This window comes from Pseudomonas sp. NPDC086581, from assembly GCF_044746165.1.
In the GTDB taxonomy this organism is placed as follows: domain Bacteria; phylum Pseudomonadota; class Gammaproteobacteria; order Pseudomonadales; family Pseudomonadaceae; genus Pseudomonas.
On record NZ_JBIVBR010000023.1, the window covers coordinates 16800 to 40088 of the forward strand.

The following is a 23289-nucleotide window of genomic DNA, read 5'->3' on the forward strand; positions in this document are numbered from 1 at the left end:
CGCCGCCGCTTGATGGCGAGGGCCGGATCATGAACAGGAGAGGCATTCAATGAGCGAACACAACCCGGCAGTGAGCCCGGAGGTCCTTCCCGAACTGCGTGAGCAGGTCGAGCGGATCATCGCCGAGGCCACCCGGCAGGGCGCCAGCGCCTGCGAGGTGGCGGTGTCGGTGGAGCAGGGGCTGTCGACCTCGGTGCGCCAGGGCGAAGTCGAGACCGTCGAGTTCAACCGCGACCAGGGCTTTGGCATCACCCTCTACGTCGGCCAGCGCAAGGGCTCCGCGAGCACATCGGCCACCGGCGCGGATGCTATTCGCGAGACCGTGGCGGCGGCGCTGGCGATTGCCAAGCACGCTTCCGAAGACGATTGTGCCGGCCTGGCGGACCCGGCGCTGATGGCGCGCGACCTGCCGGACCTGGACCTGTACCACGGCTGGTCGATCACCCCCGACCAGGCCATCGAGCGCGCGCTGGCCTGCGAGGCCGCTGCGTTCGCTACCGACAAGCGCGTCACCAAGGCCGACGGCACCACGCTGAATACCCACCAGGGCTGCCGCGTCTACGGCAACAGCCACGGCTTCGTCGGCGGCTACGCCAGCACCCGCCACAGCCTGAGCTGCGTGATGATCGCCGAGCTGGAAGGGCAGATGCAGCGCGACTACTGGTACGACGTGAACCGCCGCGGTGAGTTGCTGGCCACTCCCGAATCCATCGGCCGTCGCGCCGCCGAACGCGCCGCCAGCCGTCTCGGCGCGCGCCCGGTGCCGACCGCCGAAGTGCCGGTGCTGTTCTCCCCGGAAGTCGCGGTCGGCCTGTTCGGCCATTTCCTCGGTGCCATCTCCGGCGGCAGCCTGTACCGCAAGTCGTCGTTCCTCGAGGGCGCACTGGGCCAGCGGCTGTTCCCGGAATGGCTGACCCTGGACGAACGCCCGCTGCTGCACGGCGCGCTGGGCAGTGCCTCGTTCGACAACGATGGTCTGGCGACTTACGCCAAGCCCTTCGTCGAGGGTGGCGAACTGGTGTCATACGTGCTCGGCACCTACTCTGGGCGCAAGCTGGGCATGCCCAGCACGGCCAACTCGGGGGGCGTGCACAATCTGTTCGTCAGCCATGGCGACGAGGACCAGGCCGCCCTGATCCGCCGTATGGGGCGTGGCCTTCTGGTTACCGAGCTGATGGGGCAGGGTGTCAACCTGGTGACCGGCGACTATTCCCGTGGTGCTGGCGGGTACTGGGTAGAGAACGGCGAAATCCAGTTCCCGGTGCAGGAAGTCACCATCGCCGCAAACCTGCGCGACCTGTTCCGCAGCATCGTCGCCATTGGCAACGATGTGGAGTACCGCGGCAACCTGCACACCGGCTCCGTGCTCATCGAAAAGATGATGGTCGCCGGCAACTGAGCCTGCACGCCGCGGCTAGTCTGGCCGCGGCTTCCAGATTTTCTCGCTTCACGTCTTCGAGCTGGCGCGCTGGCCAGAGCTATCGCCAAGGGCTATATGGACGGGAGTCTTCCGAGAAGTGGCGGCGCGAGCACGCGGCTCAGGCCGTGCAGGGCTGAACCGCGGAGCTGCTGGATAAGAGGGGAGGGCTCGATGTGTAGCGGGGCTGATAGCCCGGCGCGTCACTCGCCTTCATCGAAGTAGTTGTTGATCAGGTCGACCAACGCTTTGATCGCTTCGTCTTCCTGCTCACCCTCGGCGGCAAGGTGCAGATTGGTGCCCTTGCCGGCGGCCAGCATCATCACGGCCATGATGCTTTTGCCGTCCACTGTACTCTCCGGATTGCGACCCACGCGAACCTGGCAAGGGAATCGCCCTGCGACGCCGACGAATTTGGCCGCCGCGCGGGCGTGCAGGCCAAGCTTGTTGATGATGGTGACTTCGAGGGCGGGCATCGCGAGGGGCTGTCCTTTTGTTGTCTGTCGCTGCTTAGCTCAGGTCGCGGTGGCGAATCTGTACGTTGGTGAGGGTTTCCTTGAGGGCCTGACCAATACGCTCGGCAATGTAAGTCGAGCGGTGCTGGCCACCGGTGCAGCCGATGGCGATGGTCACGTAGGCCCGGTTGCTCGCGGCGAAGCGCGGCAGCCATTTGTTCAGGTAGGCGAGGATGTCTTGGTACATCTCTTCGACGTCCGGTTGCGCCGCCAGGTACTCCTGGACTTCCGTTTCCAGCCCGGTGTGCTCGCGCAGTTCGGGCTTCCAGTACGGATTGGGCAGGCAGCGCACGTCGAATACCAAGTCGGCGTCCACCGGCATGCCACGCTTGAAGCCGAAGGATTCGACCAGGAAGGCGGTACCCAGTTCGGGCTTGTTCAGCAGGCGCAGCTTGAGCACATCGCGCAGCTGGTAGAGGTTCAGGTTGGTGGTGTTGAGCTTGAGATCGGCCAGGTCGGCGATCGGCGCCAGCAGGTTCGACTCGTCGCTGATGGCCTCGGCCAGGGAGCGGGTGTCGGTGGTCAGCGGGTGGCGTCGGCGAGTCTCGGAGAAGCGCTTGAGCAGCGTCTCATCATCGGCATCGAGGTACAGCACGTCGCACTGGATGTGCTTGTCGCGGGCTTCCTGCAGCAGCTCGGGGAAGCGCTGCAGTTGGCTGGGCAGGTTGCGCGCGTCGATAGACACGGCGACCTGCGGGTGCAGCAGCTCGGTGTGCAGCAGTGCGCGCTGGGCCAGGTCCGGGAGGAGACTGGCCGGCAGGTTGTCGATGCAGTAGAAACCGTTGTCCTCGAGCACGTTGAGCGCGGTGCTCTTGCCCGAGCCGGATCTCCCACTGATGATGATCAGGCGCATGATCAGTGCCCGTTGTTCTGAAAGTCCACGACGATCCGGTACAGGTCCTCGCCGTTGGCGGCGTGACGCAGGCGGTCGCGGACGTCGGAGCGGTCGAGCATGGAGGCGATCTGCCGCAGCAGTTCCAGGTGCTCCTCGGTGGCTGCTTCCGGCACCAGCAGCACGAACACCAGGTCGACCGGCGCGCCGTCGAGGGCGTCGAAGTCTACCGGGTGATCCAGGTGCAGGATGGCGCTGATGGGCGACTGGCAGCCGGGGAGGCGGCAATGCGGAATGGCGATGCCATTGCCGAAGCCGGTGGAGCCCAGGCGTTCCCGGGCCACCAGGCTGTCGAAGATGTCTTGGGAATCAAAACCCGGCAGCTCGCGAGCCACCAGGTTGGCGATTTGTTCGAGGACACGTTTCTTGCTGCCGCCCGGCACGTTCACGAGGGAACGGCCGGGGGTCAGGATTTGCTCAAGTCGGATCATAGGGAGGGGTTAACGGACACCAACACCTTGCTGGCGTTCGAGGTATTTTTCCTTGTGCTTGATCAGTTGGCGGTCGAGCTTGTCGGTGAGCAGGTCGATGGCCGCGTACATGTCTTCATGTTCGGCGCAGGCCACCACTTCGCCACCGGCGATGTGGAGGGTGGCTTCAATTTTCTGCTTCAGCTTCTCGACCTCCATGATGACCTGAACATTGGTGATCTTGTCGAAGTGGCGCTCCAGTCGGCCAAGTTTCTCGCCGACATAGTCGCGCAGGGCGTCGGTCACATCCAGTTGATGTCCACTGATGTTGACTTGCATACCGCTTTCTCCTTGTTGCCGTGTGTAAGAGGCAGGTTAGGGTGCCTGCCGCCGGAACACTTTGGCGTGGATCAACGTCACACCAGTCGCTTGCGTTCGCTCGAGGGAGAGATTCCTAGGGACTCCCGGTACTTGGCGACGGTACGACGTGCCACTTGAATGCCCTGTGCCTCCAGTAAACCAGCGATCTTGCTGTCACTCAATGGCTTTTTCGGACTTTCCGCCGCGACCAGTTTCTTGATGATGGCGCGAATCGCGGTGGACGAGCACTCGCCGCCTTCGGAGGTGCTGACGTGGCTGGAGAAGAAGTACTTCAGCTCGAAGATGCCACGGGGCGTGTGCATGAATTTCTGCGTGGTGACACGGGAGATGGTCGATTCGTGCATTCCCACCGCCTCGGCGATATCGTGCAGGACCAGTGGCTTCATCGCTTCCTCGCCGTATTCGAGGAAGCCGCGCTGGTGCTCGACGATCTGGGTCGCCACCTTCATCAGCGTCTCGTTGCGGCTCTGCAGGCTCTTGATGAACCAGCGCGCTTCCTGCAGTTGGTTACGCATGAAGGTGTTGTCGGCGCTGGAGTCGGCACGGCGCACGAGGCCCGCATACTGCGAGTTCACGCGCAGGCGCGGCACCGCTTCCTGGTTCAGCTCCACCAGCCAGCGGTCGTTGTTCTTCCGAACGATGACATCCGGGACGACGTATTCGGCTTCGCCGGATTCGATCTGGGAACCTGGGCGCGGGTGGAGCGACTGGATCAGTTCGATGGTCTCGCGCAGCTCGTCTTCCTTGAGCTTCATACGCCGCATCAGCTGGCTGTAGTCACGGCTGCCGAGCAGATCCAGGTGGTCGCTGACCAGGCGGATGGCTTCGGCCAGCAGGTAGGTCTTGGTCGGCATCTGGCGCAGCTGCAGGAGCAGGCATTCGCGCAGGTTGCGCGCGCCGACGCCGGCGGGTTCGAGCTGCTGCACCCGGCGCAGGACGACTTCCACTTCATCCATCTCCACGCCCAGTTCCGGGTCGATGGAGGCGAGGATGTCGTCGAGGGACTCGTCGAGGTAACCGTCATCCGTGATGCCGTCGATGATGCTCAGGGCGATCAGGCGGTCGGTATCGGACATCGGCAGGAGGTTGAGCTGCCACAGCAGATGGCTCTGCAGGCTTTCGCCGGCGGAAGTGCGGGAGGTGAAGTCCCACTCGTCGTCATCGTTGCTGGGCAGGCTGCTGGCGCTGGTCTGGTAGATGTCTTCCCAGGCGGTATCGACCGGCAGCTCGTTGGGGATGCGCTCGGCCCACTGGTCCTCGTCGAGGCTGTCGACGCTGGGTGTGGTGCTTTCCTGGAAGTTGTCCTGGGAGCTGCTGCTGGTGCCGTTGGCGCCGGATTCGGCACCGTCCGCCATGGGATCGCTGTTATCGAAATCCTCGCCTTCTTCCTGGCGCTCCAGCATCGGGTTGGACTCCAGGGCTTCCTGGATTTCCTGTTGGAGGTCCAGCGTGGAAAGCTGGAGCAGTCGGATGGCCTGTTGCAGCTGCGGAGTCATCGTCAGCTGCTGGCCCATCTTGAGGACTAGCGATGGTTTCATGGCTGGAACTAGGCACCTTGTTCGCTGGCGCGAAGCGCGCCATATCCACGACTACGGACACCGGGGTGCCGCGAGGAAGCAAATTATATGCCTGAGTTTGGACGCTTTGCCTAGGGGCTGTCGACCTTTCGTTACAACCCGGTTGCGCCAGGGTAGACCAGGCAGCCGGGTGCGTCGCGGAGCGGCCGACGAGCCGCGCCACGCTTGGAGGGGAGATGGATCTGCCGCGCCCAGGCAGGGCGCGGCGCAGGGGTCAGAGACGGAACTCGTGGCCCAGGTAGACTTCCTTCACCAGGTCGTTGGCGAGGATGCTCTCGGCACTGCCTTCGGCGATCAGCTGACCGTCGTTGACGATGTACGCCGTTTCGCAGATATCCAGGGTCTCGCGGACGTTGTGGTCGGTGATCAGTACGCCGATGCCCTTGGCCTTGAGGTGGTGGATGATCTGCTTGATGTCGCCCACGGAGATGGGGTCGACGCCGGCGAAGGGCTCGTCGAGCAGGATGAACTTTGGCGAACTGGCCAGCGCGCGGGCGATTTCCACGCGGCGACGCTCACCACCGGACAGGCTCATGCCGAGGTTGTCGCGGATGTGGTGGATGTGGAACTCCTCGAGCAGGCCTTCCAGGGCCTCTTGGCGGCCGGCGCGATCGAGGTCCGTGCGGGTCTCGAGGATCGCACCGATGTTGTCCGCCACCGACAGCTTGCGGAAGATCGAGGCTTCCTGCGGCAGGTAGCCGATGCCGGCGCGGGCGCGGCCGTGCATGGGCAGGTGGGTGACATCCTGCTCGTCGATGCGCACGACGCCCTGATCGGCGCGAACCAGGCCGACGATCATGTAGAAGCAGGTGGTCTTGCCCGCTCCGTTGGGGCCGAGCAGGCCGACGATCTGCCCGCTCTCGATGCTCATGCTGACGTCGCGGACGACTTGCCGGCTCTTGTAGCTCTTGGCGAGGTGCTGGGCGGTTAGCGTAGCCATTACTGCGCTTGATCCTGCTTTTTCTTGGGCTGGATGACCATGTCGATACGCGGGCGCGGCGTGGTCACCTGGGAGCCGGTGGCGCGGCCTGCGTTGACGATCTGGCGCTGGGTGTCATAGACGATCTTCTCGCCTTCGAAGGTGTTGCCTTCCTGGATCACCTTGGCCTGGTCGATCAGCACGACGCGGTTCTGCGAGACGAAGTACTGGATGGTCAGGCCGTAGGCCTGGGTGATCTGCTTGTCCGGCGCCGGCTTCTGTTCGAAGTAGGCGGGCTTGCCGACCGAGGTGACGACCTCGATCTCGCCGTCCTTGTTCTGTTTGAGCGTAACGGTGTTGCCAGTCAGCTTCATGCTGCCCTGGGTTACCACCACGTCGCCGCGATACACGGCCACGCCCTGCTTGTCATCCAGTTCGGCGCTGTCGGCCTGGACGCGGATCGGCTGTTCCCGGTCGGTAGGAAGAGCCCAGGCGGCAGAGCTGCCGATAGCGGCGGCGAGGCTGAAAAGAAGGGGGAGGGTGTTAACGAGCCTCATGCTGACCTCTTACGTTGGACAGCAGGAGCATCCGGCTGTCTTTCAGATACGCTTTCATGCCAACTGCCGTAGTCACACCGTTGGGTTCGGTGATCTTCACGGGCTGGTCAGTCTGCGCATAGTCCTTGTCTGGGAACACCGTCATGCGCGAGGTGTTGAGCAGGAGCGTGCGCTGCTGCGCGTCGGTGCGCGCAACGCGCACGTCGTCGATCAGCTCGACCTGCTTGCCTTCGGGGGCTACTTCGGCGCGAACGCTCTGGACGTGCCACGGCTGAGGCTCATTCTCCCGGTGGAAGTAGAGGTCGGGCGTGGTAACCAGGGTTACGTCGCTTGCTTTCAGGTGTTCGAGTTTGTCGGCGGTCATCTCGTAGGCGAGGGAGCCGTCGACGCGGTACTGAATGCTCTTGGCATTCACCACGTAGAAATCGATGGCATCGCTGGTCTGCGACTTGAGTTGCCGCTCATTGAAGTCCAGGCGCACGTTCCAGTAATAGCCGAGGGCGATCAACCCGATGGCGATCAAGGCGAACAACAGCTTCTGTTGGAATGTCTTGGGCATGTTCGGCTCTAGAGATACGCGTTCTGGGCAGCTTCGAGGTTGCCCTGGGCGCGCAGGATCAGTTCGCAGAACTCGCGGGCGGCGCCTTCGCCGCCTCGGGCCTGGGTCACGCCATCGGCATGCTGGCGGACGAAGGCGTCGCCGCTGGCGACTGCCATGCCGAGGCCTGCACGGCGAATGGCTGGCAGATCGGGCAGATCGTCGCCCAGATAGGCCACGTCTTCATAGCCTAGACCCAGTTCGGCGAGCAACTCGTCGAGGGCGACCAGCTTGTCCTCGCGACCCTGGAACAGGTGGTTGATGCCCAGGTTCTTCGCCCGCCGCTCGACCACCGGGCTCGAGCGGCCGGTGATGATGGCGGTACGCACGCCGGAGTTCATCAGCATCTTGATGCCCTGGCCGTCCAGGGTGTTGAAGGTCTTGAACTCGCCGCCATCGGGCAGGAAGTAAAGCTTGCCGTCGGTGAGCACGCCGTCGACGTCGAACACCGCCAGGCGGACGGCTTTCGCGCGTTGCAGCAGGTCTGCGGTCATTCAGATGACTCCTGCGCGGGTCAGGTCGTGGACGTGCAGGACGCCGACCGGGTGGTCCTTGTCGTCGACCACCACCAGTACGTTGATCTTGTGGTCGTCCATGATTTTCAGGGCTTCGGCAGCGAGCATGTCCGGGCGGGCGGTCTTGCCGTGCACGGTCATCACCTGGTCGATGGTCGCCTGGCGGAAGTCCAGCCCCTTGTCCAGGGTGCGGCGCAGGTCGCCGTCGGTGAAGACCCCGGCCAAGCGGCCGTCTTCGCCGAGCACGATGGTCATGCCCAGGCCCTTGCGGGTCATTTCCAGCAGGGCGCCGCTGAGCGAAGTGCCGGGGGAAACCTGCGGCAATGCTTCACCCACGTGCATGATGTTTTCCACTTTCAGCAACAATCGACGGCCCAGTGCGCCACCCGGATGCGAGAACGCGAAGTCTTCGGCGGTGAAGCCGCGTGCCTCCAGCAGGGCGATGGCAAGCGCGTCGCCGATCACCAGGGAAACCGTGGTGGAGGAGGTCGGCGCCAGGTTCAGCGAGCAGGCTTCATGCTCGACGCTGGCGTCCAGGTTGACCTCGGCGGCCTTGGCCAGCGGCGATTCGGGGTTGCCGGTCATGCTGATCAGGGTGATGCCCAGGCGCTTGATCAGCGGCAGCAGGGTGATGATTTCGGCGGTGGAGCCGGAGTTGGACAGGGCCAGGACGACGTCGTCCTTGGTGATCATGCCCATGTCGCCGTGGCTGGCCTCGGCCGGGTGCACGAAGAAGGACGGGGTGCCGGTGCTGGCCAGGGTGGCGGCAATCTTGCGGGCGATGTGCCCGGATTTGCCCATGCCGACCACGACCACGCGGCCCTTGCAGGCCAGCAGCAGTTCGCAGGCCTGGGAAAAATCGGCGCCGATGCGCGGCAGCAGAGCGTCCACCGAGTCACGCTCTAGGCGAATTGTGCGTTGTGCCGACTGGATGAAATCGTGTTTCTGGCTCATGTTCGAAAGGCGCGGGGCAAAATGAAGTGCGAGATTATAACGGGAAAGCGGCAAAGGCTTCATCACTGGTATCTCAATGTTGAACGCATTTTGCTGAACTGTGCCTTAACAGTGGCTTAGCAGCCCTTGGGGCGTGGCTTCGCGGGGTGTTATAGTTCGCGGCCGTTCGGCCTGCCGCGCCGTGTTTCTGTCGTGTGACAGACGGGGCAACGGACAGCGCCGTGATGAAAGGAGTTCTATGAGCACCAATGACCAATACGCGGTCGAGCTGAAGGGCCTGAGCTTCAAGCGTGGCACGCGTAAGATTTTCGATAACGTGGACATCCGCATTCCACGCGGCAAGGTCACCGGGATCATGGGACCGTCGGGTTGTGGCAAGACCACCCTGTTGCGACTGATCGCCGCCCAGCTGCGTCCGGCGAGCGGTGAAGTGTGGGTCAATGGTCAGAACCTCCCCACGCTGGGACGCAGTGATCTGTTCGACATGCGCAAGCAGTTCGGCGTGTTGTTCCAGAGCGGCGCGCTGTTCACCGACCTCGATGTCTTCGAGAACGTGGCCTTCCCGCTGCGCGTGCACACCGAGCTGCCCGAGGACATGATCCGCGACATCGTGCTGATGAAGTTGCAGGCCGTGGGCTTGCGCGGGGCGGTCGATCTGATGCCCGATGAGCTGTCCGGCGGCATGAAGCGCCGCGTGGCGCTGGCCCGCGCCATCGCGCTGGACCCTCAGATCCTGATGTACGACGAACCGTTCGTGGGCCAGGACCCGATCGCCATGGGCGTGCTGGTGCGCCTGATCCGCCTGCTCAATGATGCCCTGGGAATCACCAGCATCGTGGTGTCCCACGACCTTGCGGAAACCGCGAGTATCGCCGACTACATCTACATCGTCGGCGACGGCCGCGTGCTCGGTCACGGAACGCCGGCCGACCTGCAGGGTCTCGATGATCCGCGGGTTCGTCAGTTCATGAAGGGCATCCCGGATGGTCCGGTGCCATTCCACTATCCTGCTCGCGATTACCGCGCCGACCTGCTGGGAGAACGTTGATGCGCAAGACTTCACCGCTCGAGCGAGTTCGCCTGCTCGGGCGCGCGGGCCTCGATGTCCTCGAATCGCTGGGGCGTTCGACCCTGTTCCTGGTGCACGCCATCTTCGGTCGTCGCGTGCACAGCGGCGCCTTCCAGCTGCTGATCAAGCAGCTGTATTCGGTTGGCGTGCTGTCGCTGGCGATCATTGTCGTCTCCGGCCTGTTCATCGGCATGGTGCTGGCCCTGCAGGGCTACAACATATTGGCCAGCTATGGCTCCGAGCAGGCGGTCGGCCAGATGGTCGCGCTGACGCTGCTGCGTGAACTGGGGCCTGTGGTGACCGGTCTGTTGTTCGCCGGGCGCGCGGGTTCTGCGCTGACCGCGGAGATCGGCAATATGAAATCCACTGAGCAGCTGTCTAGCCTGGAAATGATCGGCGTCGATCCGCTCAAGTACATTATCGCTCCGCGTCTGTGGGCGGGCTTCATCTCGATGCCGCTGCTGGCAGCTATCTTCAGTGTCGTCGGCATCTGGGGCGGAGCCTTGGTCGCCGTGGACTGGCTGGGTGTGTATGACGGTTCGTACTGGTCGAACATGCAGAACAGCGTGCAGTTCACCAAGGACATTCTCAATGGCGTGATCAAGAGCGTGGTGTTCGCCTTCGTCGTGACCTGGATCGCCGTGTTCCAGGGGTATGACTGCGAACCGACCTCCGAAGGGATCAGCCGCGCCACCACCCGTACCGTTGTGTATGCCTCCCTGGCCGTGCTGGGGCTGGACTTCATCCTGACCGCCTTGATGTTTGGAGACTTCTGATGCAAACCCGCACCCTGGAAATCGGTGTAGGCCTGTTCATTCTGGCCGGCCTGCTGGCCCTGCTGCTGCTGGCCCTGCGTGTCAGTGGACTGACCATCGGCAATTCGGGCGATACCTACAAGTTGTATGCCTATTTCGACAACATCGCCGGCGTCACCGTGCGTGGCAAAGTCACCATGGCAGGCGTCACCATCGGCAAGGTCACTGCGGTGGATCTGGACCATGACAGCTATCGTGGTCGTGTGACCATGGAGATCAATCGCCAGGTCAACAACCTGCCGGATGACTCCACCGCTTCCATCCTGACCGCCGGCCTGCTGGGCGAGAAGTACATCGGCATCAGCGTCGGTGGCGATGAAGAGCTGCTGAAGGAAGGCGATACCATCAAGGACACCCAGTCGGCACTCGTGCTGGAAGACCTGATCGGCAAGTTCCTGCTGAATTCGGTCAACAAAGACGACTCGAAGAAATGAGGATTCACTCCATGTTGAAAACCTTGCGCCGTGGCTTCCTGGTTCTGCTCGCGATCCTGCCGCTGTTCGCCCAGGCCGAGCAGACCGCCCAGCAGGTCGTGCAGCAGACCGTCGACAGTCTGCTGTCGGACCTGAGGACCAACAAGGCCAGCTACAAGGCCAATCCCCAGGCGTTCTACGACACCCTGAACCGCATTCTCGGCCCGGTCGTGGATTCCGAGGGCATCGCCAAGGGCGTGATGACCGTCAAGTACTCCCGTCAGGCGACTCCGGAGCAGGTCAAGCGCTTCGAGGAAACCTTCAAGAACAGCCTGTTCCAGTTCTATGGCAACGCGCTGCTGGAGTACGACAACCAGGACATCCGCGTGCTGAACAGCGGCAAACAGGATCAGGACCGCGCTTCGGTGAACATGGAAGTGGTCGGTGGCAACGGTGCCGTCTATCCGGTCCAGTACACCATGGTCAACCAGGGCGGCACCTGGCGCCTGCGTAACGTGATCATCAATGGCATCAACATCGGCAAGCTGTTCCGCGACCAGTTCGCCGATTCCATGCAGAAGAACCGCAACGACCTGGAAGCCACCATCGCCGGCTGGGGCCAGGTGGTCGCCAAAGCCAAGGACGCTGCCAAGGGCCATCCGGAAGGCGGCGCAGAATGAGTCAGGGCAGTATCACGGAGCGTAGCGAGGGCGAACTGTCCCTTGCTGGCGTGCTGGACTACAGCACCGGCCCGGCGCTGCGTCAGCAGGGCGCCCGGTTGATCGCTTCCAGCAAGGCCGGCGCGCTGCGTCTGGACTGCTCGGCGGTGGAGCACTCCAGCAGCGTCGGATTGTCGCTGCTGCTGTCCTATACCCGTGATGCGCGCAAGGCCGGCAAGACGCTGCAGATATCCGGCCTGCCCAAGGACATGCAGGAAATCGCCAAAGTTGGCGAGCTCCTGGAGATCCTGCCGTTACAGCATTGAGACACTAAAAGGGCCCTCCGTCCGCGACTTCCCCTGCCGGGGTTCGCAGGCGGGGGGCTTTTTTGTATCATGGCCGACCCGCGCGCGTAGGGCGCCGAACGAGGTTGAGCATGCAGGCCGTAGAAGTCAAAAACTTCCTGGAATCGAAACTCCCAGGTACCCAGATCGAAGTGGAAGGCGAAGGCTGCAATTTCCAGCTGAACCTGATCAGCGACGAGCTCGCCGGCCTGAGCCCGGTCAAGCGCCAGCAACAGATCTATGCCCACCTGAACGAGTGGATCGCCTCCGGCGCCATCCATGCCGTCACCATGAAATTCTTCAGCCGCGCCGCCTGGGCCGAGCGTTCCTGAGCCCACGGGGAAAATAGCAATGGATAAACTGATCATTACCGGCGGCACTCGTCTCGATGGCGAGATCCGCATCTCCGGCGCGAAGAACTCGGCGCTGCCGATCCTTGCCGCGACCCTGCTGGCGGACACCCCGGTGACCGTCTGCAACCTGCCGCACCTGCACGACATCACCACCATGATCGAGCTGTTCGGTCGCATGGGCGTGCAGCCGATCATCGACGAGAAGCTCAACGTCGAAGTCGATGCCAGCACCATCAAGACCCTGGTGGCGCCGTACGAACTGGTCAAGACCATGCGTGCGTCGATCCTCGTACTCGGCCCGATGGTCGCCCGCTTCGGTGAAGCCGAAGTCGCGCTGCCCGGCGGCTGCGCCATCGGCTCGCGTCCGGTGGACCTGCACATCCGCGGCCTGGAAGCCATGGGCGCGCAGATCGATGTCGAAGGCGGCTACATCAAGGCGAAGGCTCCGGCCGGCGGCCTGAAGGGTGCGCACTTCTTCTTCGACACCGTGTCCGTGACCGGTACAGAGAACATCATGATGGCCGCGGCCCTGGCCAATGGCCGCTCCGTGCTGGAAAACGCCGCGCGCGAGCCCGAGGTCGTCGACCTGGCGAACTTCATCAACGCCATGGGCGGTGACGTGCAAGGCGCCGGTACCGACACCATCGTGATCAACGGTGTGAAAAGCCTGGGCGGCGGCGCCAAGTACAGCGTCATGCCCGACCGCATCGAGACCGGTACCTACCTGGTCGCCGCGGCGGCCACCGGTGGCCGCGTCAAGCTCAAGGACACCGATCCGACCATCCTCGAGGCCGTGCTGGCCAAGCTGGTCGAAGCCGGAGCGCACATCACCACCGGCAGCAACTGGATCGAGCTGGACATGAAGGGCAACCGGCCGAAGGCAGTGAACCTTCGTACCGCGCCGTACCCGGCATTCCCGACTGACATGCAGGCCCAGTTCATCTCCCTGAACGCCATCGCCGAAGGCACCGGCGCGGTCATCGAGACCGTGTTCGAGAACCGCTTCATGCACGTCTACGAGATGAACCGCATGGGCGCGCAGATCCTGGTCGAGGGCAACACCGCCATCGTCACCGGCGTTCCGCAGCTCAAGGGCGCACCGGTCATGGCGACCGACCTGCGCGCTTCCGCCAGCCTGGTGATCGCAGCCCTGGTGGCTGACGGCGATACCATGATCGACCGCATCTACCACATCGATCGTGGTTACGAGTGCATCGAAGAGAAACTGCAACTGCTCGGGGCGAAGATTCGCCGCGTGCCGGGCTAGGGCTGAGCCAGACAATGCTGACGATTGCCCTGTCCAAGGGCCGTATCCTCGACGACACCCTGCCGCTGCTCGCAGCGGCGGGCATCGTGCCGACCGAGAATCCGGACAAGAGCCGCAAGCTGATCATCCCCACCACCCTCGATGACGTGCGCCTGCTGATCGTGCGCGCCACCGACGTGCCGACCTATGTCGAGCACGGCGCTGCCGACCTCGGCGTCGCGGGCAAGGACGTGCTCATGGAGTACGGTGGCCAGGGCCTCTACGAGCCGCTGGACCTGAAGATCGCCAACTGCAAGCTGATGACCGCTGGTGCGGTCGGCGCGCCGGAGCCCAAGGGCCGCCTGCGCGTGGCCACCAAGTTCGTCAATGTCGCCAAGCGCTACTACGCCGAACAGGGCCGTCAGGTCGACGTGATCAAGCTTTACGGCTCCATGGAGCTGGCACCGCTGGTCGGCCTCGCCGACAAGATCATCGACGTGGTCGACACCGGCAACACACTGCGTGCGAACGGCCTGGAACCCCAGGAACTGATCGCGCACATCAGCTCGCGCCTGGTCGTGAACAAGGCCTCGATGAAGATGCAGCACGCGCGCATCCAGGCCCTGATCGACACCCTGCGCGAAGCAGTGGAGTCTCGACACCGGGCGTAATTCATACCGCGGCTTCGGTCGCGGCCGCCTATCCGTGTCATAGCCAAATTTTCTCGGGTGCCCGCACGGAAGGCTTGATAGTCTTGCGGCGCCCGAGATCATGCCAATTAAAGAGGCCAGCTATGACCGCACCCTTCGCTATCCGTCGACTCAACGCCGCCGATCCGGACTTCGCGCGTCATCTGGACCATCTGCTCTCCTGGGAAAGCGTGTCCGACGAGTCGGTGAACCAGCGCGTCCTGGACATCATTGCCGACGTGCGCAAGCGCGGTGATGCCGCCGTGGTCGAGTTCACCCAGCGCTTCGACGGTGTCGATGCCAAGACCATGGCCGACCTGATCCTGCCGCGCGAGCGTCTGGAACTGGCCCTGACCCGCATCACCCCAGCCCAGCGCGAAGCTCTGGAAACGGCTGCCGAACGTGTGCGCAGCTACCACGAGAAGCAGAAACAAGACTCCTGGCGCTACACCGAAGCCGACGGCACCGTGCTCGGCCAGCAGGTTACCCCGCTGGACCGCGCCGGCCTGTACGTGCCGGGCGGCAAGGCGTCCTATCCGTCTTCCGTGCTGATGAACGCCATTCCAGCCAAGGTCGCCGGCGTTAACGAAGTGGTGATGGTCGTTCCGACCCCGCGTGGCGAGATCAACGAGATTGTCCTGGCCGCCGCTTGCATCGCCGGGGTCGACCGCGTCTTCACCATCGGTGGCGCCCAGGCCGTGGCCGCGCTGGCCTACGGCACCGAGAGCGTGCCGCAGGTGGACAAGATCGTCGGTCCGGGCAACATCTATGTCGCCACCGCCAAGCGCCATGTATTCGGCCAGGTTGGCATCGACATGATCGCTGGCCCCTCCGAAATCCTCGTGGTCTGCGATGGCGGCACCGATCCGGACTGGATCGCCATGGACCTGTTCTCCCAGGCCGAGCACGACGAAGACGCCCAGTCGATCCTGGTCAGCCCGGACGAGGCCTTCCTCGACAAGGTTGCCGCCAGCATCGAGAAGCTGCTGCCGACCATGGAGCGCGCCGAGATCATCCGCACTTCGCTGACCAACCGCGGCGCGCTGATCCTCGTCGCGGACCAGGAGCAGGCCTGCCAGGTCGCCAATCGCATCGCCCCGGAGCACCTGGAGCTGTCGGTGGAAGACCCGGAAGGCTGGCTGCCCAAGATTCGTCACGCCGGCGCCATTTTCATGGGCCGTTACACCGCCGAGGCGCTGGGCGACTACTGCGCCGGGCCGAACCACGTGCTGCCGACTTCCGGCACCGCGCGCTTCTCCTCGCCGCTGGGCGTGTATGACTTCCAGAAGCGTTCCTCGATCATCTTCTGCTCCGCGCCGGGCGCTTCCGAACTGGGCAAGACCGCTTCGATCCTGGCCCGTGGCGAGTCGCTGACCGCACATGCGCGCAGCGCTGAGTTCCGTATCCTTGACGGCAAGAGTGAGTAATCGATGAGCAAATTCTGGAGTCCCTTCGTCAAGGAACTGGTGCCCTACGTTCCGGGCGAGCAGCCGAAGCTGGCCAAGCTGGTTAAGCTGAACACCAACGAGAACCCCTACGGCCCGTCGCCGAAGGTGGTCGCCGCGATCCAGGTCGAGCTGAACGATACGCTGCGCCTGTACCCGGACCCGAACGCCGACCGCCTGAAGCAGACCATCGCCGAGTACCACGGTGTGAAGACCTCCCAGGTCTTCGTCGGCAACGGTTCGGACGAAGTCCTGGCCCACGCCTTCCACGCGCTGTTCCAGCACGGCAAGCCGCTGCTGTTCCCCGACGTGACCTACAGCTTCTACCCGGTCTACTGCGGCCTCTACGGCATTGACTTCGAAGCGCTGCCGCTGGATGAGCAGTTCCAGATCCGCGTCGAGGATTACGCGCGCCCGAACGGCGGCATCATCTTCCCCAACCCCAACGCGCCCACTGGTTGCCTGCTGCCGCTCGAGGCCATCGAACGCCTGCTGCAAGCGAGCCCGGACAGCGTGGTGCTGGTGGACGAGGCCTACGTCGACTTCGGTGGCGAGACCGCGATTTCCCTGGTCAACCGCTACCCGAACCTGCTGGTGGCGCAGACCCTGTCCAAGTCGCGCTCGCTGGCGGGCCTGCGGGTCGGGTTCGCGGTGGGCCACGAGGACCTGATCGAAGCGCTCGAGCGGGTGAAGAACAGCTTCAACTCCTACCCGCTGGACCGCCTGGCGCTGGCTGGCGCGGCGGCGTCCTTCGAGGACCAGGCCTACTTCGAGCAGACCTGCAACGCAGTTATCCACAGCCGCGAGAAGCTGGTGGCCGAGCTGAACACCCTGGGCTTCGACGTGCTGCCGTCAGCGGCGAACTTCATCTTCGCCCGTCACCCGCAGCGCGACGGCGCCGAGCTGGCCGCGGCCCTGCGCGAGGAGGGCGTGATCGTGCGTCACTTCAAGCAGCAGCGGATCAACCAGTTCCTGCGCATCAGCATCGGCACCGAAGAGCAGAACCAGGCTCTGATCGATGTTCTGCGGCTTAAGCTGTGACGCTGTCGCTGCAAATGAAAACGGCGCCCTCGGGCGCCGTTTTTTATGGCTCTCGAAAAGCGAGCCGCATCAGTTGGCGTTAGGTGCGGGCGGCGGGCGCAGGCCGACTTCTGCGTTGAGCGTCACTGGTTTGCCGTTGCGCAGCACTTCGATGGTGATCTTCTCGCCCGGCTTGGTGCGCGCGACCTGGTTCATCGAGCGACGGCCATCGCTGGCGGCCTCGCCATCGATGTTCAGGATGATGTCGCCCGGCAGCAGTCCGCCCTTGGCGGCGGGGCCGTCGCGGTAGACGCCGGCGACGACGATGCCGGCCTTGTCCTTGAGGTCGAAGGACTCGGCCAGTTCCGGGGTCAGCGGCTGCACTTCGACGCCGAGCCAGCCGCGGATCACCTGGCCGTGCTCGATGATCGACTGCATGACTTCCAGGGCCAGCTTGGTCGGGATGGCGAAGCCGATGCCCTGGGAGCCGCCGGACTTTGAGAAGATCGCGGTGTTGATGCCGATCAGGTTGCCATTGGCGTCCACCAGCGCACCGCCGGAGTTGCCCGGGTTGATCGCCGCGTCGGTCTGGATGAAGTCTTCGTAGGTGTTCAGGCCCAGCTGGTTGCGGCCGGTGGCGCTGATGATGCCCATGGTGACGGTCTGGCCGACGCCGAAGGGGTTGCCGATGGCCAGGCAGACGTCGCCGGTGCGGATGCCGTCGGAACGCCCGAGCATGATCGAGGGCAGGTCCTTGAGGTCGATCTTCAGTACCGCGAGGTCGGTCTCGGGGTCGCTGCCGACCAGGCGGGCGATGGTCTCGCGGCCGTCGCGCAGGGCCACGACGATCTGGTCGGCGCCGGAGGTCACGTGGTTGTTGGTCAGCAGGTAGCCTTCGGGGCTCATGATCACCGCCGAACCCAGGCTCGACTCCATGCGCTTCTGCTGCGGCAGGTTATCGCCGAAGAAGCGCCGGAACAGCGGGTCGTCGAGCATCGAGTTGTTCGGCTTGCTGACCATCTTGGTGGTGTAGAGGTTGGCCACGGCCGGCGAGGAGCGTGTCACGGCGTCGGCGTAGCTGACCGGACCCTGCTGCAGGCGGCTGAGCAGCGGGGCCTGCTGCAGGTGCACTTCCTGCTGCGGAAGGCCGACCCATTGCGGGTTATGCTGGATGATCAGCAGCGCCAACAGGACGCCAACCAGCACGGGCCAGCCGAGGAAACGCAGGGCCTTCAGCATCGAAGAAAATCCTTGGGGTTGCTTGGCCGGGGGATGGCCGATAGGGTGGCGGCCATTATACGGGCGGCGAGCCAAGAAAATAGACGCTCGCAGCCGATGTTGGAGGAATTTCGATGGCAATCGCACTGAGCACGCTGGTCGAGGAAGCGGACCGTTTTCTCGACGCGGCGAAGATCCAGGATTACTGCCCCAACGGCCTGCAGGTCGAGGGCCGTCCGCAGGTGCGCCGTATCGTTTCCGGTGTCACCGCCAGCCAGGCGCTGCTGGATGCTGCCGTGGAAGCAGGCGCCGATGTGGTGCTGGTCCACCACGGCTATTTCTGGAAGGGCGAGGATGCCCGCGTGGTGGGCATGAAGCAGCGTCGCCTGAAGACCCTGCTGAACAACGACATCAGCCTGCTGGCCTATCACCTGCCACTGGATCTGCACGGCGAAGTGGGCAATAACGTGCAACTGGGTCGCCAGCTCGGCTTCGAGATCGAAGGGCCGCTGGAGCCAGGTAATCCGCGCTCCATCGTGCTGGTCGGCTCGCTCGCCGAACCCATGCTGCCGAGCGATCTGGCCCTGCATGTGCGCGACGTGCTGGGCCGCGAGCCGCTGTTGGTGGATGGCGGCCAGCCGATCCGCCGCATCGCCTGGTGTACCGGTGGCGCCCAGGGCTACATCGATCAGGCGATTGCCGCTGGCGTCGATGCCTACCTGACCGGCGAAGTCTCCGAGCAGACCGTGCACAGCGCGCGGGAGAACGGCATCAGCTTCATCGCCGCCGGCCACCACGCCACTGAGCGCTACGGCGTGCAGGCGCTGGGGGATTACCTGGCCAGGCGTTTCGCCATCGAGCACCTGTTCATCGATTGCCCGAACCCTGCCTGATGCTTCGGCGCCATGAAAAAAGCCGGCTCATCAAGCCGGCTTTTTTGTGCGCGCCTCAGCGATAGCCGTGGCGCTGGCGGTCGACCGCCTTGCCCAGCTCCCACACCGCCATGGCGTAGTGCGTGCTGTGGTTGTAGCGGGTGATCACGTAGAAGTTCGGCAGGCCGTACCAGTACTGGTAGGTGTTGCCCATGTCCAGGCGCAGCAGGCTGGCGCTCTGATGGTTACCCAGCGAGCCCTGCGGACGCAGCCCGGCGTTGGCCAGTACGCTGATGGGATACTGGGTCTTGAAGCCGTCTTCCAGCGAGCGCGCCTGGCCGATCGCCGGGATTGCCACCGCGTCCCCAGTCACCCAGCCGTGCTGCTTGAAGTAGTTGGCCACGCTGCCGATGGCATCCCGTGGGTTCCACAGGTCGCGGTGACCGTCGCCGTCGAAGTCCACCGCGTATTTTGTGAACGAGGAGGGCATGAACTGCCCGTAGCCCATGGCGCCGGCGTAGGAGCCGCGCATCTCCAGCGGATTGTCGCCTTCCTTGCGTGCCTGCAGGAGGAACTGCTCCAGCTCGCCGCTGAAGAACTCGGCGCGGCGCGGGTAGGAGAAGGAGAGGGTGGCCAGCGCGTCGATGATCCGCGTCTTGCCCATCACGCGGCCCCAGCGGGTTTCCACGCCGATGATGCCGACGATGATTTCCGGCGGCACGCCATAGGTGCGCGAGGCGCGCTGCAGGTCGGCTTCGTACTGGTCCCAGAACTGCACGCCCTTCTGCACGTTGTCCGGGGTGATGAACTTCTTCCGGTAGCGTAGCCACGCGCCATTCGGGCCGCTGGGCGGAGTGTAGGTCGGCGCCTGGCGGTCCATCAGGCGGATCACCCAGTCCAGCTCGCGGGTCTGGGCGAACAGGTCCTGAAGGTCCTGGCGGTTGAAGTTGTGCTGGCTCACCATGCGGTCGATGAAGCGCTGGGCACTGGCGTTGCCGGCGAAGTCGCCGCGCAGCGGGGTAATCGGCTGCACCGAGCCGAACGCCGGATGGGCGCTGGGCGTGATCAGGGTCGGCGTCTTCGGCTTCTGGGCCGGCTGCGGGGCGGGAGTCGGTTTGCTGCTGCACGCGGAGATGAGGACAAGCAGGGGCAGGGCGAAAGCGATGCGGCGCATGGGAAATCTTCTGGGACAGGAAAACGTGCCGCTATGCTAGCGCAGTGCCGGCCGGGCACAAGCCGGGAGAGCATCGTAGAAGTCGCTGACTCTGTTGCAGGAAAAGTCCCGAGGTTGTTTCCGAGATGGCATTTGGGCCTTTGCTGCGCCTCGTTCGAGCGCCTCGGGAGCGGACCTTCAGACACCGGTTGAAAGCGGTGTTCGCACTGAGCGCGTATGGCTATATCAGTATATTTTTTCGGTATAACCGGCCCGCCGGTTAGAGCCTTGCGCTGTGATAGAGTGCGCGCTCGTCTACGGCCCGCCGGCCGTCCATAAGCAATTCCGTGAGTAGCCATGGTCGACAAACTGACGCATCTGAAACAGCTGGAGGCCGAGAGCATCCACATCATCCGCGAGGTCGCCGCCGAGTTCGACAACCCGGTGATGCTGTACTCGATCGGCAAGGACAGCGCGGTGATGCTTCACCTCGCGCGCAAGGCCTTCTTCCCCGGCAAGCTGCCTTTCCCGGTGATGCATGTCGACACCCGCTGGAAATTCCAGGAGATGTACAGCTTCCGCACCAAGATGGTCGAGGAACTGGGCCTGGACCTGATCACCCACATCAACCCCGATGGCGTGGCTCAGGACATCAACCCGTTCACCCACGGCAGCGCCAAGCACACCGACATCATGAAGACCGAAGGCCTCAAGCAGGCCCTCGACAAGCACGGCTTCGATGCCGCCTTCGGTGGTGCCCGCCGCGACGAGGAGAAGTCTCGCGCCAAGGAGCGCGTCTACTCCTTCCGTGACAGCAAGCACCGCTGGGACCCGAAGAACCAGCGCCCGGAGCTGTGGAACGTCTACAACGGCAAGGTGAAGAAGGGCGAGTCGATCCGCGTCTTCCCGCTGTCGAACTGGACCGAGCTGGACATCTGGCAGTACATCTACCTGGAGCAGATCCCGATCGTGCCGCTGTACTTCGCCGCCGAGCGCGAAGTCATCGAGATGAACGGCTCGCTGATCATGATCGACGACGAGCGCATCCTCGAGCACCTCACGCCCGAGCAGAAGGCCAGCATCCAGAAGAAGATGGTGCGTTTCCGTACCCTGGGCTGCTACCCGCTGACCGGCGCGGTGGAGTCCACCGCTACTTCGCTGCCGGAAATCATCCAGGAAATGCTGCTGACGCGAACTTCCGAACGCCAGGGCCGGGTCATTGACCACGATGCCGCCGGTTCGATGGAAGAAAAGAAACGTCAGGGCTACTTCTAAGGTTCTCGCACCATGTCGCATCAATCCGATCTGATCAGCGAGGACATCCTCGCCTACCTGGCCCAGCACGAGCGCAAGGAACTCCTGCGCTTCCTCACCTGCGGCAACGTCGACGATGGCAAGAGCACCCTGATCGGGCGCCTGCTGCACGACTCCAAGATGATCTACGAGGACCACCTCGAGGCCATCACCCGCGACTCGAAGAAAGTCGGCACCACCGGCGATGACGTCGACCTGGCGCTGCTGGTCGACGGCCTGCAGGCCGAGCGCGAGCAGGGCATCACCATCGACGTGGCGTACCGCTACTTCAGCACTGCCAAGCGCAAGTTCATCATCGCCGACACCCCCGGCCATGAGCAGTACACCCGCAACATGGCCACCGGCGCGTCCACCTGCGACCTGGCCATCATCCTGATCGACGCCCGCTACGGCGTGCAGACCCAGACTCGCCGGCACAGCTTCATCGCCTCGCTGCTGGGCATCAAGCACATCGTCGTCGCCATCAACAAGATGGACCTCAAGGGCTTCGACCAGGGCGTCTTCGAGCAGATCAAGGCCGACTACCTGCAGTTCGCCGACAAGATCAACCTCAAGACCAACTCCCTGCACTTCGTGCCGATGTCGGCGCTGAAGGGCGACAACGTGGTCAACAAGTCCGAGCGCTCGCCGTGGTACACCGGCCAGTCGCTGATGGAAATCCTCGAGACCGTGGAAGTCGCGGGCGACCGCAACCTTGACGACATGCGCTTCCCGGTGCAGTACGTCAACCGTCCGAACCTGAACTTCCGCGGCTTCGCCGGCACCCTGGCGAGCGGCATCGTGCGCAAGGGCGACGAAGTCATCGCCCTGCCGTCGGGCAAGGGCAGCAAGGTCAAGTCCATCGTCACCTTTGAAGGTGAGCTGGAGCAGGCCGGACCGGGTCAGGCGATCACCCTGACCCTGGAAGACGAGATCGACGTCTCCCGCGGCGACATGCTGGTTCACGCCGACAACCGTCCGCAGGTAACCGACGGCTTCGACGCCATGCTGGTGTGGATGGCCGAAGAGCCGATGCTGCCGGGCAAGAAGTACGACATCAAGCGCGCCACCAGCTACGTGCCGGGCTCGATTCCGAGCATCAGCCACAAGGTGGATGTGAACACCCTGGAAGAGACCGCCGCCAGCGAACTCAAGCTCAACGAGATCGCCCGTGTGAAGGTCAGCCTGGATGCACCGATCGCGCTGGACGGCTACGACCAGAACCGCACCACCGGCGCCTTCATCGTCATCGACCGCCTGACCAACGGCACTGTCGGCGCCGGCATGATCATCGCTGCACCGCAGTCGAGCCACGGCACCGTCGCTCACCATGGTGCGAACGCCCACGTAGCTCGTGAGGAGCGCGCTGCACGCTTCGGCCAGCAGCCGGCTACCGTGCTGTTCAGCGGCCTCTCCGGCGCAGGCAAGAGCACCCTGGCCTACGCCCTGGAGCGCAAGCTGTTCGACATGGGCCGCGCGGTCTATGTGCTGGACGGCCAGAACCTGCGTCATGACCTGAACAAGGGCTTGCCGCAGGATCGCGCCGGTCGTACCGAGAACTGGCTGCGCACCGCTCATGTGGCCCGTCAGTTCAACGAAGCCGGACTGATCAGCCTGTGTGCCTTCGTAGCCCCGAGCTCCGAGGGTCGCGAGCGCGCCAAGTCGCTGATCGGTGCCGAGCGCCTGATCACCGTCTACGTCCAGGCTTCCCCGCAAGTCTGCCGTGAGCGTGATCCGCAGGGCCTGTACGCTGCCGGCCAGGACAACATCCCGGGCGAGTCCTTCCCGTTCGACGTGCCGCTGGATGCCGATCTGGTGATCGACACTCAGAGCCAGTCGGTGGAAGAGGGCGTCAAGGCAGTCCTCGACCTGCTCCGTCAGCGCGGCGCGATCTGATCGCCTCCGTGTTGTGAAAAAGCCCCGCTTCTGCGGGGCTTTTCTTTTGTTCTCTGTAGGAGCGAGCTT

26 protein-coding genes are annotated in these 23289 nt (G+C 63.9%); 14 read left to right on the forward strand and 12 right to left on the reverse strand.

Features of this window, described 5'->3' with window-relative positions:
• The first annotated feature begins 49 nt into the window (after positions 1-49).
• Positions 50-1399: a metalloprotease PmbA gene (gene pmbA, locus ACIPK7_RS29020; protein WP_401091793.1), complete on the forward strand. Its 1350-nt coding sequence runs from the start codon at positions 50-52 to the stop codon at positions 1397-1399.
• Between the two features lie 221 nt (positions 1400-1620).
• Here pmbA and ACIPK7_RS29025 read toward each other — a convergent pair whose 3' ends face one another.
• The 10 genes from ACIPK7_RS29025 to ACIPK7_RS29070 form a co-directional block, all read right to left on the reverse strand.
• Complete coding sequence (locus tag ACIPK7_RS29025; RefSeq protein WP_081517453.1) at positions 1621-1893, reverse strand: HPr family phosphocarrier protein; 273 nt, start codon at positions 1891-1893, stop codon at positions 1621-1623.
• A gap of 34 nt (positions 1894-1927) precedes the next feature.
• Positions 1928-2785 carry an RNase adapter RapZ gene (gene rapZ / locus ACIPK7_RS29030; protein WP_045209584.1) on the reverse strand — a complete coding sequence of 286 codons (858 nt, stop codon included), beginning with the start codon at positions 2783-2785 and terminating at the stop codon, positions 1928-1930.
• Between the two features lie 2 nt (positions 2786-2787).
• Positions 2788-3255 (reverse strand): PTS IIA-like nitrogen regulatory protein PtsN, encoded by a 468-nt coding sequence (gene ptsN / locus ACIPK7_RS29035; protein ID WP_037009823.1) that lies wholly within the window; start codon positions 3253-3255, stop codon positions 2788-2790.
• A gap of 9 nt (positions 3256-3264) precedes the next feature.
• Entirely contained in the window at positions 3265-3573 is a 309-nt protein-coding gene (hpf, locus tag ACIPK7_RS29040) for a ribosome hibernation-promoting factor, HPF/YfiA family (protein ID WP_017518151.1), read from the reverse strand.
• Positions 3574-3650: 77 nt separating this feature from the next.
• Positions 3651-5153, reverse strand: coding sequence for an RNA polymerase factor sigma-54 (locus ACIPK7_RS29045; RefSeq protein ID WP_082085788.1), 1503 nt, complete (start codon positions 5151-5153; stop codon positions 3651-3653).
• Between the two features lie 253 nt (positions 5154-5406).
• Positions 5407-6132: an LPS export ABC transporter ATP-binding protein gene (lptB, locus tag ACIPK7_RS29050; protein WP_081517456.1), complete on the reverse strand. Its 726-nt coding sequence runs from the start codon at positions 6130-6132 to the stop codon at positions 5407-5409.
• Positions 6132-6668 (reverse strand): lipopolysaccharide transport periplasmic protein LptA, encoded by a 537-nt coding sequence (gene lptA / locus ACIPK7_RS29055; protein ID WP_017518148.1) that lies wholly within the window; start codon positions 6666-6668, stop codon positions 6132-6134. The genes lptB and lptA overlap by 1 nt, the downstream gene beginning before the upstream one ends.
• Positions 6655-7227, reverse strand: a complete 573-nt coding sequence (lptC, locus tag ACIPK7_RS29060) for an LPS export ABC transporter periplasmic protein LptC (protein WP_401091797.1) — start codon at positions 7225-7227, stop codon at positions 6655-6657. Before lptC ends, lptA begins: the two co-directional genes overlap by 14 nt.
• 8 nt (positions 7228-7235) lie before the next feature.
• A complete protein-coding gene (locus tag ACIPK7_RS29065) occupies positions 7236-7760 on the reverse strand; it encodes a KdsC family phosphatase (RefSeq protein WP_401091799.1) in 525 nt (174 codons plus the stop codon).
• Positions 7761-8735: a KpsF/GutQ family sugar-phosphate isomerase gene (locus ACIPK7_RS29070; protein WP_401091801.1), complete on the reverse strand. Its 975-nt coding sequence runs from the start codon at positions 8733-8735 to the stop codon at positions 7761-7763. It lies immediately after the preceding gene.
• A gap of 238 nt (positions 8736-8973) precedes the next feature.
• Here ACIPK7_RS29070 and ACIPK7_RS29075 point away from each other — a divergent pair, with 238 nt between their 5' ends.
• From ACIPK7_RS29075 to hisC, 10 genes are all read left to right on the forward strand, one after another.
• Positions 8974-9783 carry an ATP-binding cassette domain-containing protein gene (locus ACIPK7_RS29075; protein ID WP_192431569.1) on the forward strand — a complete coding sequence of 270 codons (810 nt, stop codon included), beginning with the start codon at positions 8974-8976 and terminating at the stop codon, positions 9781-9783.
• On the forward strand, positions 9783-10580 hold the full coding sequence (mlaE, locus tag ACIPK7_RS29080) for a lipid asymmetry maintenance ABC transporter permease subunit MlaE (RefSeq protein ID WP_045209589.1): 798 nt from the start codon (positions 9783-9785) through the stop codon (positions 10578-10580). Before ACIPK7_RS29075 ends, mlaE begins: the two co-directional genes overlap by 1 nt.
• Positions 10580-11053 (forward strand): outer membrane lipid asymmetry maintenance protein MlaD, encoded by a 474-nt coding sequence (gene mlaD / locus ACIPK7_RS29085; protein ID WP_045209590.1) that lies wholly within the window; start codon positions 10580-10582, stop codon positions 11051-11053. The genes mlaE and mlaD overlap by 1 nt, the downstream gene beginning before the upstream one ends.
• 11 nt (positions 11054-11064) lie before the next feature.
• Positions 11065-11712 carry an ABC transporter substrate-binding protein gene (locus ACIPK7_RS29090; protein ID WP_401091804.1) on the forward strand — a complete coding sequence of 216 codons (648 nt, stop codon included), beginning with the start codon at positions 11065-11067 and terminating at the stop codon, positions 11710-11712.
• The gene (locus tag ACIPK7_RS29095) at positions 11709-12017 is read left to right on the forward strand and encodes a lipid asymmetry maintenance protein MlaB (RefSeq protein WP_192431567.1); all 309 of its coding nucleotides are present in this window, start codon (positions 11709-11711) and stop codon (positions 12015-12017) included. Before ACIPK7_RS29090 ends, ACIPK7_RS29095 begins: the two co-directional genes overlap by 4 nt.
• 110 nt (positions 12018-12127) lie before the next feature.
• Positions 12128-12367: a BolA family protein gene (locus ACIPK7_RS29100; protein ID WP_017518139.1), complete on the forward strand. Its 240-nt coding sequence runs from the start codon at positions 12128-12130 to the stop codon at positions 12365-12367.
• 19 nt (positions 12368-12386) lie between these two features.
• Positions 12387-13655, forward strand: a complete 1269-nt coding sequence (gene murA / locus ACIPK7_RS29105; RefSeq protein WP_138212288.1) for a UDP-N-acetylglucosamine 1-carboxyvinyltransferase — start codon at positions 12387-12389, stop codon at positions 13653-13655.
• Positions 13656-13669: 14 nt separating this feature from the next.
• Entirely contained in the window at positions 13670-14305 is a 636-nt protein-coding gene (hisG, locus tag ACIPK7_RS29110) for an ATP phosphoribosyltransferase (protein WP_017518137.1), read from the forward strand.
• Between the two features lie 122 nt (positions 14306-14427).
• Positions 14428-15750: a histidinol dehydrogenase gene (gene hisD / locus ACIPK7_RS29115; RefSeq protein ID WP_401091807.1), complete on the forward strand. Its 1323-nt coding sequence runs from the start codon at positions 14428-14430 to the stop codon at positions 15748-15750.
• Positions 15751-15753: 3 nt separating this feature from the next.
• The gene (hisC, locus tag ACIPK7_RS29120) at positions 15754-16809 is read left to right on the forward strand and encodes a histidinol-phosphate transaminase (RefSeq protein ID WP_192431565.1); all 1056 of its coding nucleotides are present in this window, start codon (positions 15754-15756) and stop codon (positions 16807-16809) included.
• 69 nt (positions 16810-16878) lie between these two features.
• Here hisC and algW read toward each other — a convergent pair whose 3' ends face one another.
• On the reverse strand, positions 16879-18027 hold the full coding sequence (gene algW / locus ACIPK7_RS29125) for a Do family serine endopeptidase AlgW (RefSeq protein WP_192431564.1): 1149 nt from the start codon (positions 18025-18027) through the stop codon (positions 16879-16881).
• Between the two features lie 113 nt (positions 18028-18140).
• Here algW and ACIPK7_RS29130 point away from each other — a divergent pair, with 113 nt between their 5' ends.
• A complete protein-coding gene (locus ACIPK7_RS29130) occupies positions 18141-18899 on the forward strand; it encodes a Nif3-like dinuclear metal center hexameric protein (protein WP_081517466.1) in 759 nt (252 codons plus the stop codon).
• A gap of 55 nt (positions 18900-18954) precedes the next feature.
• Here the strand turns inward: ACIPK7_RS29130 and mltB are convergent, their stop codons facing one another.
• Positions 18955-20052 carry a lytic murein transglycosylase B gene (gene mltB / locus ACIPK7_RS29135; protein ID WP_081517467.1) on the reverse strand — a complete coding sequence of 366 codons (1098 nt, stop codon included), beginning with the start codon at positions 20050-20052 and terminating at the stop codon, positions 18955-18957.
• Positions 20053-20388: 336 nt separating this feature from the next.
• On the opposite strand from mltB, the gene cysD reads away from it, so the two are divergent.
• A complete protein-coding gene (cysD, locus tag ACIPK7_RS29140; protein WP_045209600.1) occupies positions 20389-21306 on the forward strand; it encodes a sulfate adenylyltransferase subunit CysD in 918 nt (305 codons plus the stop codon).
• A 12-nt stretch (positions 21307-21318) separates the two neighbouring features.
• Entirely contained in the window at positions 21319-23220 is a 1902-nt protein-coding gene (gene cysN, locus ACIPK7_RS29145; protein WP_081517468.1) for a sulfate adenylyltransferase subunit CysN, read from the forward strand.
• Positions 23221-23289: the final 69 nt, after the last annotated feature.

Excerpts from the sequence above, each read along its gene's own strand:
- ACIPK7_RS29025 (WP_081517453.1), bottom strand. The coding sequence starts at position 1,893 with ATGCCCGCCCTCGAAGTCACCATCATCAACAAGCTTGGCCTGCACGCC.
- ACIPK7_RS29065 (WP_401091799.1), bottom strand. The coding sequence starts at position 7,760 with ATGACCGCAGACCTGCTGCAACGCGCGAAAGCCGTCCGCCTGGCGGTG.
- lptC (WP_401091797.1), bottom strand. The coding sequence starts at position 7,227 with ATGCCCAAGACATTCCAACAGAAGCTGTTGTTCGCCTTGATCGCCATC.
- ACIPK7_RS29100 (WP_017518139.1), top strand. The coding sequence starts at position 12,128 with ATGCAGGCCGTAGAAGTCAAAAACTTCCTGGAATCGAAACTCCCAGGT.
- lptB (WP_081517456.1), bottom strand. The coding sequence starts at position 6,132 with ATGGCTACGCTAACCGCCCAGCACCTCGCCAAGAGCTACAAGAGCCGG.
- ACIPK7_RS29070 (WP_401091801.1), bottom strand. The coding sequence starts at position 8,735 with ATGAGCCAGAAACACGATTTCATCCAGTCGGCACAACGCACAATTCGC.
- ACIPK7_RS29075 (WP_192431569.1), top strand. The coding sequence starts at position 8,974 with ATGAGCACCAATGACCAATACGCGGTCGAGCTGAAGGGCCTGAGCTTC.
- ACIPK7_RS29090 (WP_401091804.1), top strand. The coding sequence starts at position 11,065 with ATGTTGAAAACCTTGCGCCGTGGCTTCCTGGTTCTGCTCGCGATCCTG.
- mlaD (WP_045209590.1), top strand. The coding sequence starts at position 10,580 with ATGCAAACCCGCACCCTGGAAATCGGTGTAGGCCTGTTCATTCTGGCC.
- hisD (WP_401091807.1), top strand. The coding sequence starts at position 14,428 with ATGACCGCACCCTTCGCTATCCGTCGACTCAACGCCGCCGATCCGGAC.
- rapZ (WP_045209584.1), bottom strand. The coding sequence starts at position 2,785 with ATGCGCCTGATCATCATCAGTGGGAGATCCGGCTCGGGCAAGAGCACC.
- pmbA (WP_401091793.1), top strand. The coding sequence starts at position 50 with ATGAGCGAACACAACCCGGCAGTGAGCCCGGAGGTCCTTCCCGAACTG.
- ptsN (WP_037009823.1), bottom strand. The coding sequence starts at position 3,255 with ATGATCCGACTTGAGCAAATCCTGACCCCCGGCCGTTCCCTCGTGAAC.
- ACIPK7_RS29095 (WP_192431567.1), top strand. The coding sequence starts at position 11,709 with ATGAGTCAGGGCAGTATCACGGAGCGTAGCGAGGGCGAACTGTCCCTT.
- ACIPK7_RS29130 (WP_081517466.1), top strand. The coding sequence starts at position 18,141 with ATGGCAATCGCACTGAGCACGCTGGTCGAGGAAGCGGACCGTTTTCTC.
- lptA (WP_017518148.1), bottom strand. The coding sequence starts at position 6,668 with ATGAGGCTCGTTAACACCCTCCCCCTTCTTTTCAGCCTCGCCGCCGCT.
- ACIPK7_RS29045 (WP_082085788.1), bottom strand. The coding sequence starts at position 5,153 with ATGAAACCATCGCTAGTCCTCAAGATGGGCCAGCAGCTGACGATGACT.
- algW (WP_192431564.1), bottom strand. The coding sequence starts at position 18,027 with ATGCTGAAGGCCCTGCGTTTCCTCGGCTGGCCCGTGCTGGTTGGCGTC.
- hpf (WP_017518151.1), bottom strand. The coding sequence starts at position 3,573 with ATGCAAGTCAACATCAGTGGACATCAACTGGATGTGACCGACGCCCTG.
- cysN (WP_081517468.1), top strand. The coding sequence starts at position 21,319 with ATGTCGCATCAATCCGATCTGATCAGCGAGGACATCCTCGCCTACCTG.
- hisC (WP_192431565.1), top strand. The coding sequence starts at position 15,754 with ATGAGCAAATTCTGGAGTCCCTTCGTCAAGGAACTGGTGCCCTACGTT.
- mlaE (WP_045209589.1), top strand. The coding sequence starts at position 9,783 with ATGCGCAAGACTTCACCGCTCGAGCGAGTTCGCCTGCTCGGGCGCGCG.
- cysD (WP_045209600.1), top strand. The coding sequence starts at position 20,389 with ATGGTCGACAAACTGACGCATCTGAAACAGCTGGAGGCCGAGAGCATC.
- mltB (WP_081517467.1), bottom strand. The coding sequence starts at position 20,052 with ATGCGCCGCATCGCTTTCGCCCTGCCCCTGCTTGTCCTCATCTCCGCG.
- hisG (WP_017518137.1), top strand. The coding sequence starts at position 13,670 with ATGCTGACGATTGCCCTGTCCAAGGGCCGTATCCTCGACGACACCCTG.
- murA (WP_138212288.1), top strand. The coding sequence starts at position 12,387 with ATGGATAAACTGATCATTACCGGCGGCACTCGTCTCGATGGCGAGATC.